Source organism: Fusobacteriaceae bacterium, from assembly GCA_031272775.1.
Lineage (GTDB): Bacteria > Fusobacteriota > Fusobacteriia > Fusobacteriales > Fusobacteriaceae > JAISST01.
On the sequence record JAISTB010000012.1, the window covers coordinates 49,408 to 64,582 of the forward strand.

Below are 15,175 nucleotides of genomic sequence, written 5' to 3' on the forward strand. Positions count from 1 at the left end.
CTTTTCGATTAGATTTATGCAACCGAGAATACAGAATTACGAGAAATTTTCTTTTCTGTCTCATCTTCGGCAGCCATGAGTTTTTTTGTAAGTCGCAATATAATTTCCCCATTCAAGCTCTTGTAATCAAGCCACAGAGAATTGAATCGGTCAACATCAAATGTACCGTTTGGCTTTGTACAAGCCACTTTGATCTCTATAGCCTTGGCCTGATCCTGTTTGCTGGAAGCCGCCACATAACAAAGCTCCAATTTGGAAAGCGCCAACTCAAAAAGTCGTGATCCTTCCGGATTCTTAAAATAATACTGTCTTTTGGGAATTGATAACGCAATTCTCGAAATTTCGGTTTCATTCAAGCCAAATCCAACATAGCTTTCCTTCTGGTCAAGTTCTTTTGCATTCGGATTCGGCAAAAAAATCTTTGTCGGACAATTATCCTTCAACGCAGAAAAAATCTTGGAATTTTTGGCATCACTGATTGACTGCGTGGCAAACACAACAAAAGCATTTAATTTCCTGAATGTTTTAAGCCACCTTGATATCCTATGTTCAAACTTCGGATTTGTCAAAAACAGCCACGCTTCATCCAGCACAATCATTGTGGGAAACCCTGTAAGAGATGATTCCAATTTGTGAAACAAATAATCCAGAGCCGGTGCAACCGCATTCTTTGATTCAGCCAACTTTTCCATTTCATAAACAGTAAATTTGGCAGCTCTGAATCTCTCGTTTGCTCCATCAAAATATTTTGCGTAAGTCCCAGAACCGCAATATTGGGCGAGCCCTTCGGCAAGTTTTGGATCAACACCGGCCAACAAAAACTTAAACGTCTTGATTGTCCTCTTCTCAGGATCATATTTTGCAAGACCAGTCAACGCCTCCCATATTTCTATCTTCTTTTGAGGATCCAGAATCATATTTTGATCTTCCAACAGAGTTTCTATCCATTCTTGACACCATTCCCGCTCTTTCTCATCATCAACATTAATAAGCGGCTGAAAAGCAAGATCGTCATTTTCTCCCAGATCATAAAATTCACCACCGGCCGCATAAGCCAAAACTCTTGAAGATGCCCCCATATCGAATACGTACACACGTGCCTCTTTATATCGCAGAAATTGAGCAATCAAAAGCTCCAAAAACACCGACTTACCAGAACCCGTTGGCCCGAACACCAAAGTATGCCCGACATCCCCAAAATGTAAGTTTAGCCGAAACGGCGTGTTTCCTGTCGTCTGACAATATACAAGAGGCGGTTCATTCAAATGCTTGTTTCTCACATTGCCAGCCCAAATGGCCGAAGTTGGCAGCATATGAGCAACAGAAAAAGATGATATTGGCGGCCTTCTGTCATTAGATAAAATATTTCCAGGAATTGTTCCCATAAACGCCTCGACTGCGTGATAAGTCTCGACAACAGCTGTAAATCCAGCTGTATTGAGGACATTTTTTACAGTTTGCGCTTTCTTTAAAACCACATCCTTATCCCGATCAAATATCACAGCGGTAAGCGTATAATATCCTATTGAAATTGCGTCATTTTGCACATTCAACATTTCATCTTTGATTTCATGGGCTTTTATGACGGCATCTCTATCCACATTTGACGGCTGTTTTCCAGTCATTGCCGCAATCATAGAATCTTTGAAACTGTATCTTTTCCCAAACCAACGTTTCCATTGGGTATTGAGCTCTTTCAATGCAGTCAGTTTATCAAGCGGTATGAACCTTGTTACCAGACGATATTCCATATTGAGTGAATTAAGTGAATCAAGGATTCCCTCATACGAATCGGAGGGAAAATTCAGAATTGAAACAACCTTGAAATACCTTTCGCCGAGCATAGGCTCTAATCCAGTAACCAAGTCACAATCTGAGAGATAACTATCAAGCATTTGAAAAGAGATTTTCGTATCCGGCACTGCAATCGGATGATCTTCATCCGAAACCGTTGAATGATAATATCTGATCTGTTCTTTCGATGTGAGAAGCGACAATTTTGGGAAAACCGGGCTCAACATTTGTCTGATATTAGAGACTTCTTGCTTAAACTCCGTGAGATTTTCCATAAAGGTATCTTTGAGCTCATGTTCAGCGCTTGCTGTAAAGAAAATGTTATTCAGCTTCTTGATATTGTCTATTGGCGGAAAATATGAAATCGTAAGGTAATAATCAGATTCAAAATGAACGCCAGAAGAAAAGAAACTTTCCCTTTCTTTTTCAACGATAAATACCGGAATTTCTTTGATCCCTTTCGTTACCTGATAGGCATTTGCCTTGGATCGTCTCATTTCCACATGAAACGCCCAATTTTCATCAAGCCGTTTCAAAGCGTTATTCAGTATCTGGCTCATATTATCAAGCTCCCCTTGGGTTGAGCTTGCCAAATCTGCGCCTCTATACCTAAAAGTAACCTGAAACCCGCCTGCTTTATTAACCACAATTCCTTCTTCTTCGATGTAAGCCCATGGCAGGGCATGATAAAATCGTGCCCCCTTGGGTCTAAACTCCCGATAAACCACATCAGTTGTGGATTTTTCGTAATCTCTCCAAAACATTCGTTTCTCCTTTCTCCTTACGCTTCATATCGATCTTCATGCTTCATTGCCGCAAGAAAATGATCAAAAAACTTGGCGTCCTTTTTCGTAAGCCTCACAATCAGAATATGCGTAATGATAAAAATCGGAACAAGCCATACATTACCATAAAACATGCAAAATCCAATACCGGCATTTAAGATAACGGGAACACGAGCCCCGCCGGCTATAGTAACATCCGTTACAAGAGCTTTGCAAATTTTCATTCTCACTTATACCACCTTCTCGACAATATAATTCTCATCCTTGTATCCAAAAACCGCAACAATCTCTTCGACGATCCTGCTTTTATCTTTTCGTCTGATAAAAATAACCAAATCTACCACATCGGAAATTGTCCTGCTTTGTGGATTTGCACTTACCTCAGATATATATTGCTCTAATTTCCGCAATCCGCCAATAACCGAATTTGCGTGAATTGTGCAAATTCCGCCCGGATGACCGGAATTCCAGGCTTTAAGCAAATCCAATGCAGCGCTATCACGAAGCTCTCCTACCACAATGCGATCCGGCCGCATCCGCATGGCATGAGCGATCAAATCGCGGATTGATTTTGTTTCACTCGTTTTATAATAGACTCTATTTTCCCCGCAATACTGCAATTCTTGCGTGTCTTCGATAATGATGATTCTCTCATGATAAGACGCCATTTCACGTAAAATAGCGTTGCAGAGCGTTGTTTTGCCCGATCCCGTCCCACCGACCACCAAAATATTCTTATGGTCTTTGACCGCTCTTTCGATTACAGCCTTTTGGCCTTCTGTCATGATTCCGCTTGCGACATAATCCGCAAGACAAAACACTTTAATCGCCTTTTTGCGTATTGCGAACGTAGGAATCTTCACAATTGGCGGAATATCTCCATGAAACCGTTCCCCCGACAAAGGTAATTCCGCATCAATTACCGGATTTTCCGGATTTACTACCTTATGCACATTGGAAGCAACAAGCCTGATTGCGTTTTGAGCATCATCCGGATCGACCAGCAACCCAGTATCTGACATTCCAAAGCCCAGCCTGTCCACCCACAAATGCCCGTCATCATTGAGAAGTATATCAGTAACCTCCTCATCGGCCAGAAAAGTAAGTATCCCTTCACCCAGCGAATCTCTCAAAATATCCCGCAGATCAGTTCCCTTATCTGTCATTTCCTCCCACTCCCTCAGCACCCAAATCATCTTTTATGTAGCGCCTGATCAGTTCTTGCAATTCCTTTTTTCTTGCTGGGCTTGCGATCCTATACCACCTGAAAGCATCACTTGCGTTGCAATCGAAAACGCGCTCCAACTTGGCCTTGTTTGAAGCTACCGCAAATTCCTTTTCAGCTCTCAGTTTTTTGGCACGTTCAGCGGCCAACTTTGCCCGTTTCCTTTCAGCTTCCAACTTTGCGTCAAATAACGCCTCATCTTTGAGATCCAAAATCTCGTCCGTCTCTTCTTTCTCCATTTCCATCACATTCATCACTTCCTTTTCTTCGTCAATTCGTTCATCAAGTTCTTTTTTCTCTTTCAAAAATCCCATTTTCATCAACTCCTTTCAAAACTTTTCACGCTGTTACTAAAACTTAATTTGAGATGCCTCCGGCGGGCCGTGAGCCACGACAGACATGGGTTAGCCGTGAGCCACGGCGGGCATTGGTTATGGCGGATCACGAAAGCCAGCAAACCCAGCTATCTCGCAATCACAATTATCAGCCGGATTCCCCGATCAGCTCACATCCGACGGTCACGCAGTGACCTCGGACGGGTACTGGAAACAACAAACTGGTGGACATTTCCACGAAACATTTCACCCATTGGGTGAAAACTTTCGAAGTAATTGCCTCCGGCGGCGGGGGCCCCCCCCGACGGCATTGGTTAGCCGGGAGCCCCGGCAGGCATAGATTCTGGCTGATTTCGAAAGTCAGCAGGAATCTTTTAATGATAGTCCATACCCCAAGAAAAATATCATGAGGGGGCCGCTGCGCTGCTGCTGGCCGAAGGCCAACCAACCTACAGTTGACCACCCCAAAAAAATCAGGGGAGCCGCCGCCGCTGCCAAGCCGGCCGGAGGCCGAACCAACAAAGTGACGTCCCCTCTCCCATGCCAGTTGGGGCGCCGGGGTCCTGGCTGGCATGGGTTATGTCCAAACCAAAAAACTTTTCACCCATTGGGTGATAACTTTTCTCATGCTTCAAAATTAGACTCTTCGAAATAATTATGTTCAACCCGATCAATTGTATCTTGAAATTTCCCGCCCCACCGGAGGCGTTCCAAATACCTTTCTTCGCGGTAATATCTTATTTTTTCTCCCCGGATCGGGTGTTCTCCGGTAACAAAGATCAGTGTTTCATCGTTATCCATAGTCAGGATCTCATCAACCGTCATCAGGGATCTTGAAATATACGATTCGCTGTAATTGATCTTGGAAAACACAGAGAAAATACCCGAAAAGCTATGCGATTTCTGCATAACCGTCTTTTTCCCCAGCTTCTTTTCAATGAGCCCAGGGGTCTTATCGTCATTAGGCGTGTAGAAAATGGAAATCCTGCAATTGGACAGGATGGAATTGTCTTTGGTATAGATGCTCGCCAGTTGATTGATATCCTGATAGATAATAAAAGGCTTGATTCCATACCCTGCCACATAGGCCATGGCCTTTTCCAATAGCTCAATTTTACCCAAAGCAGGAAATTCATCTATTAGGAGTAGAAGCCTGTGTCTGTAGCTTGCACGTCCATCTTCGATTTTCATTTGCCTTGTATGGTGATAAATGATTTGTGTTATGATAAGTCGCATCAAAACTGCCGTATTGGTAAGCTCAGACGGAGGAATCACAAAATACAAAGAAATAGGCCTTTCATGATTCATCAAGTCATCTATTCTGAAATCAGAATCTTCTGTGTTTCGCATGATTGTCGGAAACCCAAAAGGCTGTAAATTAAGTATTGCGCTTGATATGATACCCGATCTCTCCGGACCCGGCCGACCCAGCATATCAAAACCAGTTCTTGCCGCAATAGGGTGTATCCTTGGCTTTTCTTCACCCATGGCATCTTTAACAACAGAACCATAGATCTCGTGAAAGAGATTGATATCAGCAGTGGTATTGTGATAAGCTTTCGTCATCTCTTTCATAGCAGCCTCTATCAAGGCTTCGCTTTCTTCGTCGTCGAAACCTTTGAAATTCGCGGGTTTTACGAAATTCAAAACATCGGCCAATGAGGCACATTCTTTATCTTTCACGACATAGAGAACATGGAGAATGACACCGGTCAAGAAATTGACGCCACTTGGGGCAAAGAACCCATCTTTATCTTTTCCCGGTGCAATGATGATATTTGCAATCGCCATAGCATCTTGATATTCATAGACTGTCCCCTTTCTGATTTCCTGCAGTGGGTTATAATGACAGCTCACCAAATCTGTCGGCGCAAATTTCAGACAAAGTTGGCCCATTTTGCGCCTGTAAGCGCTGGTTATTTGCCAATTTTCCCCTTTGATATCGTTCACAATGACCGAAGATTTCCATGTGAGCAACGTCGGGATAATTACCGACACCCCTTTTCCTGATCTCGTGGGCGCTCCAAGTGCAATAGGGTGAGGCTCCAAGTCATAAAGTTCATGACCATAGAGATCGCGTCCGATTACAATACCATCAAGATCACGTTCAGGACGCCCGGCAAGGGTGACACTATAGACCTTATCTGTCCCAGCCTTTCGGAAAGAATCCCAAATCTCTTTCTTTGCCGGAAATAAAAGCATATTTCCGATCTCTTTTGTATTCGCAAAGCGGGCAGACCCATGGGTTGTGGGCTCTTCATTTTTCGAAAGCGAAAAAATCAATATTTCAGGCGTCAAAAATATCAACAGAAACAGACTTAACGATATCCCCACAGCAGCAGGCGCAGCCTTTTGATACCGGAACACCCAAAAGAATATCTGAAACGGGAAATAAAGATGGATATTCCCAATTTTCAGCCCCCAAAGATGCGGGTTATAATAGACGCACCGGGCAAAAATCTGTGTTGCGACAAGAGCCCCCACAAAAAAAGACGCCAAGATGATAATTGCCTCAACTTTTCTGTCATTCAGAGCTTCTTTGATTCCAAGCCTTTTGCACCTGTAAAAAAATCTTTTGACTGACTTAACCATAAGAATCACTTACTTGGTGTAAGGTTCCAGGATCATATCCGAATGAACCGAAATATTGATCCGTGCCCCTTGTGCAATTTCAATCGTGGGTTGTCTACCAAGGGCTTTTTCCGCGAACGAGTTTCCAATCGTTACAATCTCTTCTCCGGCGCCATTTGTAGCCCTACCTTCCCATGATCTTTCATCGTTATCCATAATGGCCGCTGCCGCTCCCATGGCAGAAGCCAACACAACGCCTTTCAGCAATTGCGCAAAATGATTATTCACTTTTCCGGTAAGCCCTGCTTTTCCTGTCAGATCAATGCCCTGCATATTTTCCAAATTGAGCGATGAACCATTCGGAAAAATTAACCGCTGCCAGATCACAAGAAGCCTGTTTTGCCCAAAAGTAACGTTCGAATCATAGGTCCCAACTACACGCGTCCCTTGCGGAATCAAAAGAAAATTCCCCGTAACAGAGTCAAATACATTCTCACGAACCAAAGCCACGATGGTTTTTGCCGGAAGATCTGAATTGATTGCCGTCATCAAGACAGCCGGAATGAATGATCCGGCTTTCAACTCATAGGGACTAATTGCAGGAATTGTGGTTGAACCAAGATAAAAATTTTGCGCTCGTTTCGATTCCAAGAATTTTACTTTGCTTCCTTGCCTGTTTTGGTCATAGTCTTCTGGCGACTGAGCCGCCCCGACATCTACAAGAGGACTGGGGGCGCCGTTACTTCGTCCCACGCTATTGAATGAAGGCGCTGCCTTTCTGGCCTGTTCAGATTCTTCCATGAACTTTCTCAAAAGTTCCTTCTTATATTCAGCCGTAGGATTCGCGTCAGCCGGGGCCATCCGGTAATCTTCCCGAAATTGAGACGCCGAAGGCTCCACTTTTCTTGTGAAATCTTTGACCTCAGGTATCGCTTCGTCCTCTCTATTTTCAGAATATGAAGCGAAAAAAGGATTTTCTGCCCTAATTTGCGTGTCCTCTTCCTTTGCGATACTGACATTGGCCTTTGATTTCCCGCTTGACGCTACAGTCACAATGGTTATTGCCGCAATCACCAGAAGCGGGACAAGGATAAAAACTTTTTTAACCTTCTTGGCTGAAGTATTTGCGTTTTGTGACCCGCCAACAGGTTGTGTTACGTTATTATTTTCTGCCATTTTCTTCGCCCCCTTACCTTCGTACCCGCGACGCACTGTCAGCCCGTCTTGTATAAGCGCCTTTTCGCTTGATTACAACCTCTTTTTTGCCTAACTTCAATGTCGCAGCATCAAACAGCCTGTCAATTACGATCGTATTTTCATTCATTCTGGAATTTACGATAGCCAAGTTCCCAGTCTGCTCGTCTTTGATATAGACAACCGGAATTTCTCTTGTCTTGACAGCTTCCCGCAAAATAATAAAAGTTTTTTCGCCATCATCAAATACCTGTTTTGGCGCGAAAAAGATTCGCTTGTTATTCCACTTATACTCATAATTGAGCTTATCCAACGATACCTTTGTCGTTTGGCCTAAGGTCGTGGCTGCTTTATTCTGAAATTTCATCTTCTCATCTTGCGGATAGAGAAATCTAACTTCCGGGTTATACCAATCATTGGCCGCATGCAGGAAAAAATTATACGACCTCTTATTTGTGTTGACCACAAGATTCGTTTTGATCCCTGCCAAAAAAGGCTTCACGGCTACAATCTGCCGTTCACCCTCAGAAGATCCCGTTTTCCCAACATCAATGACCCATCTTGCTGTATCTCCACCCGCTGTATAGATAATCTCTTCATCCGGATTCAAGTAAATCGTCGTGATAAACCCCGCCCGACAGTAAATCCGGTACATATCATCTTCGAAATAGACAAATCTCGTCGCAACTGATCGTTTCGCTTCTTTGATACCGCTTTTGATCTCCGGTTCTTTCATGGAATAATCCTTGTATTCGTTTCGGAGTTCTTCAGCAGCTTGATATTCCGCATAAATATTGACCCCATATTTTTCAATTGATTGCTTTACCATTTCATCAGTAATCACAACTTCACTGGCATGACCCGGTATCGATAAGACCAACGCCATCATAAAAAGCATGGCTAAATTCTGTAATTTCTTCACTTCGATTCTCTCCTTTGCTTATAGCTCATGGTTATACGAAAAATCTTTGATCATAATTCCCAAGGGATTAACCATGAGCGTCTTTTCATCAGTTGATTCTTTGATTTCAAATGTAAAAATTCCCGAAAATTTTTCTTTCTTCTCGACTGTCCCATTTTCGGCATACGACACTTCTTCCCATCGGGCTTGATATGAGTTTCCTGACATTTTGAGTATTGTCGATAACTTGACTTCCCGTGACCGCTTGTTTTTGAAATACTCATTCACATTATCTGCCTGCATATAAGCATTCAGTTTCTGCTGGGCTTGCGGTGTCAGGAACAAATACTGTTTCTCAATATTTTGTCCAAACAGAACATAATCCAATGGAACCGACCTCGTATCCTTGATATGCTGTCCCAAGACAGAAAAGATCATCTTATCCGAGGGTACATACTTCACGTGCGACAATTCCCCCACGTTTCGGATAAGCCCTTCCTTTTCATCTACCAACACGACATACGGCTCAACATATACCCTGTTAGATAGCCTCACATAAGCCGCGAGCATGCCTGCAAGCATCACAAACAAAACCAAACAGACCATCTGCCAGTTCCTTCGAGCCCGCGCCTGAATGAAAAGTTTATCGTAAAAGTGATCCTCACGAGGATTAATTTCTTTCCCTTTATACAAGGCCCCCGCATGTGGATCATAATTCAAAGTAGACATGACAACTCCTTAAAAATATAAAAAAATAACAATTATTAATCACAACGACGAAAAAAATTTCTTTTCAGTTTTTCTTACAACATTGTGGTTTCATTGATCGGTTCAGCAACAAAATCATTTTCACTCGTTGAGCCTCTGGCAGGCCGCGAGCCTCGGCAGGCATTGGTTACGGCTGATCGTAATAGCCAGCAAAACCTACTATCCAGCATTCCCGATCCGCAGACGGAAAAGAAACCAGCCCCAACAAAGGCAGCCGGACCATCCGGCCCGTCGGAGACACATAAAACTTTTCACCCATTGGGTGAAAACTTTCATCTGGATTGCCTCTGGCGGCGGGGGCCTCGCGGGCCGCGAGATCGCAGTAGTTATTGGCCAATCACACAAGCCTGATTATATCAATCATGTCAGATTTTCCCAGACTTCAATATCAAGTTCAGGGAGGATCCCACATCGAAATAACGGCCAACATCGAAATCCCGCCCCAACCCAGGCCCCCAGCGGCTCGCTGGCCGCCGGAGGCAACCCAATATATGGAAGAAATCTTTTCTTATGTCAGATCAACATCCCACCTGCATGACCAAAGAAAGAAGGTACCCAAGTTGCAGCGACAAAGCAGACCGCGATAGCAATGCAGATCTGCAAGAGTTTCTGAACGATTCCGCCCCCATGACCAAACATCAGACCCAGCATCAGCAAAATGACCGAAATGATTGATACCGTTCTTGCAGTAGGTCCTGCCAGATTATCCAATAACTTTTTAAGCGGCCCATCCCACGGCATCGACTCAGACGCCATAAGTTTTCTGCAAAGCACAACACCTAACCCAACCAAAAATAAAAAAAACATTTTCCAACGGATTTTACGTTGAGTCTTCCCATCATTCTCAACTTTTTTAATTTTCATTTCGAAGCAACTCCTTTTAGTAAAATTTTTGCATAGCGCCATTACACGCCATTGACAATGGTTAATAATTGTGATATCATATAATATACCATGGCAGTTAAACTTTGTCAATGAAAAATAAATTCAAGATTATTGATCGGGTCGTTCAACAAAAGAAAAATCCTGCATTGAGGTAATCGCAAAAAAATGTTGTCTGACTCCGGCGGCGGGGGAGCCCCCCGACGGCATTGGTTAGCCGGGGGTCCCGGCAGGCATCGGTTATGGACTGATCGTAATAGCCAGCAGAATTTGACTATCCAGCATTCCCGATCCGCAGACTGATTCCAAACCAACTCACATCCGACGGTCACGCAGTGATCTCGGCCGGGTACTGGAAACAACAAACTGGTGGACACTTCCACCCGCGAGCCGCTATTGGTGGGACACCTGATGTAGCCAATCGTAACTATCCCACTTTCACGATCAGCAAACGGATTCAGCATAACTTTACCCAAAAACTTTTCACCCAACGGGTGAAAACTAAGATCTCAGTCCTTAAAAGAGACTTTTAAGGCACGCTTACAAGTTTGCATAAAGCAAACTCTAAAACCTGCGTGAAATCCCGCCGAAATCTTCGGCAGGATTTGGGGTCAAGGCCTGCGGCCTTGAAAAAAGATTTACCCCCCTTGGAGGGGGGAGCGGAAGGAACAATTCTGTTTGTTTCTCGTACCCATGTATAAAAGAAAGGAGCCGTACCGTGGCTGAATATAGACTTAAATATAAGAAGGGCAAAGTTGGATCTGCCCGTCCTCACGCAATGTATATTTTGAGACAGGAACGCTACGCAGAACATGATGATCTTGTCCGTTTTGGATTTGGAAACTTTACTCCAAGCGACCGCATGTCAATTACCGATTTCTGGTTTTTGGCCGATTCTTTTGAGCCCGCAGGTTCAACAATCTACCGAGAATTTGAAGTCAATATCCCCGAAGAACTTAACCACGAGCAGGGGCATGAGCTGATTGAATCTTTTATCGCAAAAGAGATCCCCAACCAGCCTTATACTTACGCGATCCATGAGAAGAACGGCCGACAACATTGTCACCTTATGTTTTCAGAACGATCCTTCGATGGAATCAAACGCGATCCCGCCACTTTTTTCAAAAAATATAATCGGTACCACCCTGACCAAGGCGGGGCCAAAAAGAATCCCTATTTCCATAGCAAAGAGGCACTTTTGCATTTTCGAAAGTCATGGGAACAAGAGCAAAACAGAATCTTGCAAAAATACGGACACACCGCCAGAGTTGATTGCCGATCTTTATACGAAAGACGAAAGGAAGCTGTCGCCCAGGGCGACATGGAAAAAGTTGCCGAACTCGACCGGGAAGCCGTCAACGTAGACGGGAACATCTACGCCAAAGTTAAATTCAAAGGAATCGAATCATTGACAACTACTGAACGCGACCAATGGGACAGGTACCTCACGGCAAGCGAAGCCAAAAAAAGAAAGGAGAAAGGGCGTAACATAACCCCCAAACAAATCACCCCACAGCTTGACCTGAGCTCTACTCAGATCAAAGACCGAATCTCCGAAATCGACGCTAAAGATTACGACAAGATCGCCTTGGGGGTGCTTTCTCATAAGAAATATCAAACGGCAACCGCAAACCTCAAAAGATTGAAAATCGATTTCGGCCATCTGGACGTCTTCGAAGCCAAACGCCAAGAATATGAATCTCAAATCAAAGAAATTGAAGCCTTTCGGGGAACTGGCAAGTATAACCAGCTGGTCTTTTTCCTCAAACGAGAAAACGAAACTGAAAAGAAAAGGCTTCAATCAATCCTTCATACCAAGTTTGGGATTGACCCTGCTCATTTTTCTGCGACATCAGAAGATGAAGCTGCAACCAAGGCCGCCAGACAAAAGATTTTTGCCAGTTATGACGCCTACACACCTGAAAAGATCCGTATGGAGTACAGGTCTCTTTTATATAGGAATCCCAAAGAGGAAGCAACATATCGCGTGACCCAGTACCGAAACGAAACCCTCATATCAAACCTCTTGGCTTTGGAATCCGATCTGGTAAGCTGTCAGAAATCTATCCTATCCACCAAAGACACGACGCAAAAAGAAAAACTTGCGGCCGATATATCTGCTATCAATTCCAAAATGCTTTTTATCACTCAGGAAAATATCCGGTTATCAGATACCATCAGCAGTCTCCGGCCTGAAATTGAAAAAGAAACCCAAAACCGCCAAACTGACATCGCTATGCGTCTTGCTATAGCCCAAGAGATCTTGACCCAAAAGAACCTTGCACCCGAACCCCGTACCCCCGAAGAGATTATTCAGGATTACATCATGTGCCGATATGAGCTTCATACAAAAAACAAGCTCTACAGTTATTTCGCTCAAAAGAACCAAACAGAAGGGTATAGCCGGCCGCTTTACCTGCTGCGTTCTGAAATCCAGTTCCTACAGGCCGATTACAAAAAAGTCCAGGCGTCGTTCCGAAACCTCAGCCCCGAAACGTCCAACAAGATTATATTTGCCCGTGAACGTACCGTCCATCAAGAATTGAAATCCATCAGACGCGAAATAAAAGATCTTTCCATTGGTCCCAAATCAGCCAGTACCGAAAAGGATCTTCTTACCTTACAAAAAAAGGCCCGCGAACTTTCGACCCTCGCAAATATCTACCATGATATCATTGTGCGGAAAGCCGAGCCAAAAATCAATCGACGCCTTGACATGATCCACAAATCTCATGCAGACCCTGAAAAGCTCTACTTCAAAATGGCCGGGGCCCTCGATTTTACCGGAGAAAAAAAAGACAAGTCTCTCGAAATCAACTACCACGAATACGACGGCTACGACCCCGGAATGTAAACCTACCTCATTGAATGACGCCATCACTCTACTTGCCTCCGGCGGCGGGGGAGCCCCCCGACGGCCCCGGGAGCCCCGGGAGGCATTGGTTATTGGGTAGACGCGAAAGTCAGCTGAACCCAACTATCCCGCAATCGCAACCAGCCTCCGGAATCCACAACAAACTCACATCCGACGGTCCGATAGGATCCTCGGTCTGGGTACTAGAACCAGAAACAAACTGGTGGACACTTCCACCCGAGAGCCTCGGGAGGCAATGGTTATGGCTGATCTCTATAGCCAGCTTGACCCTGTATAGTGGCAGTCCCTACTCCCAAAGAAAAATCCCAGGGGGCCGCTGCGCTGCCGCTGGCCGAAGGCCCACAACAAACAGTTGACCAACCCCTAAAAATATCAAAGGGGGAGCCGCCGCCGCTGCCAAGCCGGCCAACGGCCGAACCAACAAACTGACGTCCCCTCCCCCATGCCAGTTGGGGCGCCGGGGTCCCGGCAGGCATGGGCCATGACACGTATGTCTCCGGCGGCGCGGGAGCCCCGCGAGGGCGTCGGTTATAGGCATTACTCCAAAGTCAGCAGTAGCTTTACACGAAAAATGACCAAAATAGCAGAAATTTCGAGATCCACCCAAATTCGAATAACACGAAAAATTTAAAAATCCAGCCCCAACCAAAGCCCCCAGCGGCTCGCTGGCCGCCGGAGGCAAGCTCAACAACCATGATCCTCACAACACAGCATTATTCCGCGCACAGATGGCACCAAATGAAACAAATTTTATTATTGATCTAATCCAGATTGACATGATCTGTCCGTAATTGATTGTGTTTTATCGCGGTATATCAGAACTTACATTACTACATCGAGGTTATTCAGAATGACGGCTACCCAGAGAAAGAAACTCAAACAGATAGTGTCCCTGAAAAAGAGGACACAAGCCTTGAAAAATCAAGAGAAATCAGCTGAACGGCAGGCCAAACGCTTGCGAACCAAAAAACTCATTCGTCTGGGCCTTCTTTGTGAGTTGACAGGCATAATATACCTTCCGCAAGAGCTTGTACTTGGGCATTTGATGAATTTCAACCGCACCTTTACCCCCACCATGATAGATGAAGGCAAACGAATCTTCGAGTCCCTCGACCAATACGACTCAACCAAGGCCAATTCCCTCACAACGGACGACCGCCGCCATCGTAACCATGACCTTATCACCTTTGGAGCCCTATTCGAGATCGCAAACCTCGACAAACCCCTCAACGTCTTGGCCGGATACCTTACCCAAATCACAACCTCCGACCAATACTACAAAAACACCTGCATACTCGAAGGAACAACCTATTTCCTCAAACTCAAACAAGAAAAACACCAAGCAAAAAAGGAACTCCTCTACTTCTGACCTACCTTGCCCAGCTCGAATGGCAAATTCCAACCATCGACACCCTCCGGCGGGGGAGCCCCCCGACGGCATTGGTTAGCCGGGAGCCCCGGCAGGCATGAGCTATTGGCTGATCACGAAAGTCAGCCGGAATCTGTCTATTGATAGTCCGTACCCCAAGAAAAATATCATGAGGGGGCCGCTGCGCTGCTGCTGGCCGAAGGCCCTCAACAAACAGTTGACCACCCCCAGAAAATATGAAAGGGGGCCGCCGCCGCGCAAAAAGCCGGCCAACGGCCGAACCAACAAAGTGACGTCCCTTCCCCCTTGCCAGTTGGGGCGCCGGGGTCCTGGCTGGCATGGGCATGTCCAAACACAAAAACTTATCACCCATTGGGTGAAAACTTTCGTCAAGATTGCCTCCGGCGGCGGGGGAGCCCCCCGACGGCATCGGGTGTGGCGAATCCCGAATGGCAGCCATGAACTATCAAGTGGAT

General features: G+C 45.1%; 12 protein-coding genes. 3 read left to right on the plus strand and 9 right to left on the minus strand.

Annotated features, from left to right (window positions below; translation table 11 throughout):
• Positions 1-14 precede the first annotated feature (14 nt).
• The 9 genes from LBQ97_03675 to LBQ97_03715 all read right to left on the minus strand — a co-directional run bounded on the left by LBQ97_03675 (position 15) and on the right by LBQ97_03715 (position 10,437).
• On the minus strand, positions 15-2,558 hold the full coding sequence (locus LBQ97_03675) for a DUF87 domain-containing protein (protein ID MDR1831817.1): 2,544 nt from the start codon (positions 2,556-2,558) through the stop codon (positions 15-17).
• Positions 2,559-2,575: 17 nt separating this feature from the next.
• Entirely contained in the window at positions 2,576-2,803 is a 228-nt protein-coding gene (locus tag LBQ97_03680) for a VirB3 family type IV secretion system protein (protein MDR1831818.1), read from the minus strand.
• A 6-nt stretch (positions 2,804-2,809) separates the two neighbouring features.
• Positions 2,810-3,745 carry a P-type conjugative transfer ATPase TrbB gene (gene trbB, locus LBQ97_03685; GenBank protein MDR1831819.1) on the minus strand — a complete coding sequence of 312 codons (936 nt, stop codon included), beginning with the start codon at positions 3,743-3,745 and terminating at the stop codon, positions 2,810-2,812.
• The gene (locus LBQ97_03690; GenBank protein ID MDR1831820.1) at positions 3,735-4,118 is read right to left on the minus strand and encodes a hypothetical protein; all 384 of its coding nucleotides are present in this window, start codon (positions 4,116-4,118) and stop codon (positions 3,735-3,737) included. The genes trbB and LBQ97_03690 overlap by 11 nt, the downstream gene beginning before the upstream one ends.
• Positions 4,119-4,763: 645 nt before the next feature.
• Positions 4,764-6,731 carry a type IV secretory system conjugative DNA transfer family protein gene (locus tag LBQ97_03695; GenBank protein MDR1831821.1) on the minus strand — a complete coding sequence of 656 codons (1,968 nt, stop codon included), beginning with the start codon at positions 6,729-6,731 and terminating at the stop codon, positions 4,764-4,766.
• 9 nt (positions 6,732-6,740) lie between these two features.
• Positions 6,741-7,886: a TrbI/VirB10 family protein gene (locus tag LBQ97_03700; protein ID MDR1831822.1), complete on the minus strand. Its 1,146-nt coding sequence runs from the start codon at positions 7,884-7,886 to the stop codon at positions 6,741-6,743.
• Positions 7,887-7,899: 13 nt separating this feature from the next.
• Entirely contained in the window at positions 7,900-8,826 is a 927-nt protein-coding gene (locus LBQ97_03705; GenBank protein ID MDR1831823.1) for a TrbG/VirB9 family P-type conjugative transfer protein, read from the minus strand.
• 18 nt (positions 8,827-8,844) lie between these two features.
• Positions 8,845-9,534: a type IV secretion system protein gene (locus LBQ97_03710; protein MDR1831824.1), complete on the minus strand. Its 690-nt coding sequence runs from the start codon at positions 9,532-9,534 to the stop codon at positions 8,845-8,847.
• A 552-nt stretch (positions 9,535-10,086) separates the two neighbouring features.
• Positions 10,087-10,437, minus strand: a complete 351-nt coding sequence (locus LBQ97_03715) for a TrbC/VirB2 family protein (GenBank protein MDR1831825.1) — start codon at positions 10,435-10,437, stop codon at positions 10,087-10,089.
• Positions 10,438-11,173: 736 nt separating this feature from the next.
• On the opposite strand from LBQ97_03715, the gene LBQ97_03720 reads away from it, so the two are divergent.
• The 3 genes from LBQ97_03720 to LBQ97_03730 form a co-directional block, all read left to right on the plus strand.
• Positions 11,174-13,309 carry a MobA/MobL family protein gene (locus LBQ97_03720; protein MDR1831826.1) on the plus strand — a complete coding sequence of 712 codons (2,136 nt, stop codon included), beginning with the start codon at positions 11,174-11,176 and terminating at the stop codon, positions 13,307-13,309.
• Between the two features lie 934 nt (positions 13,310-14,243).
• Entirely contained in the window at positions 14,244-14,699 is a 456-nt protein-coding gene (traD, locus tag LBQ97_03725) for a conjugal transfer protein TraD (protein ID MDR1831827.1), read from the plus strand.
• Positions 14,700-14,796: 97 nt separating this feature from the next.
• The coding region (locus tag LBQ97_03730; GenBank protein ID MDR1831828.1) for a hypothetical protein at positions 14,797-15,175 on the plus strand (379 nt) is incomplete at its 3' end.